Source organism: Methylobacillus draconifructus (assembly GCF_045984385.1).
Classification (GTDB): domain Bacteria; phylum Pseudomonadota; class Gammaproteobacteria; order Burkholderiales; family Methylophilaceae; genus Methylobacillus; species Methylobacillus flagellatus_A.
Genome location: NZ_JBJQIJ010000013.1, coordinates 1 through 651 on the forward strand (window position 1 = coordinate 1; position 651 = coordinate 651).

General features: G+C 48.1%; 1 protein-coding gene. It reads right to left on the reverse strand.

Features of this window, described 5'->3' with window-relative positions:
- Positions 1-446: 446 nt before the first annotated feature.
- Positions 447-651 (reverse strand): hypothetical protein (locus ACKF11_RS15310; RefSeq protein ID WP_407997764.1); only part of this gene is annotated, 205 nt, incomplete at its 5' end.

The window sequence follows — 651 nt, forward strand, 5'->3', positions numbered from 1 at the left end:
GCTTCTTGCCCAGGAGGGTATCGTTTGAAATTCTCTCATGGCGTACAGGGTCGGCCCGTCGCTAACTTTCACGATCGCTGGTATAGCGTTTCAACCTGTGTTCGATAGTCTTGCCAATCCGGTGTTTATAAGGCGATGGGTGGAGGTGGCTTGGGAATGCGTGTGGCCATTGGTTTTTCAACTAACTATTGTCTTGGACGCGATGTAATCGTTGGGGCATACAAACGATCTGTAGGCGCAGTCGGCCAAGGTGTGAGTATCGTAGTAGATGGCGTCACACGGATCATTTCTACTGGTCAAAGTGAAGGCCATATGGGTTATGAAAGCGTAACAACTCCTGTCCGTGCCGGTGAATGTTTTTATATTGGCAACCACGGCGGGGGTGACAGTCATACAGGCTGGTACATGACCACAAACTAACTATCCCTGCTTCAATTTCCAGAGTCTTATTGGGTGACGCAAGCCAAATCTCTATAATTGTATGTACTTCCAACACCGATTTGAACTTGAACGGATCCCGCTGGGCAATTACAAGCTGCTGTTCCTAATGGGTTATACCAGACATTAGAGCAAGCACCATTGGCGCTAAACATCAACTTTGTAATCCGACCAACAGAGCTTCCTTGACCTTTCCAGCTACCGGATTGGCAA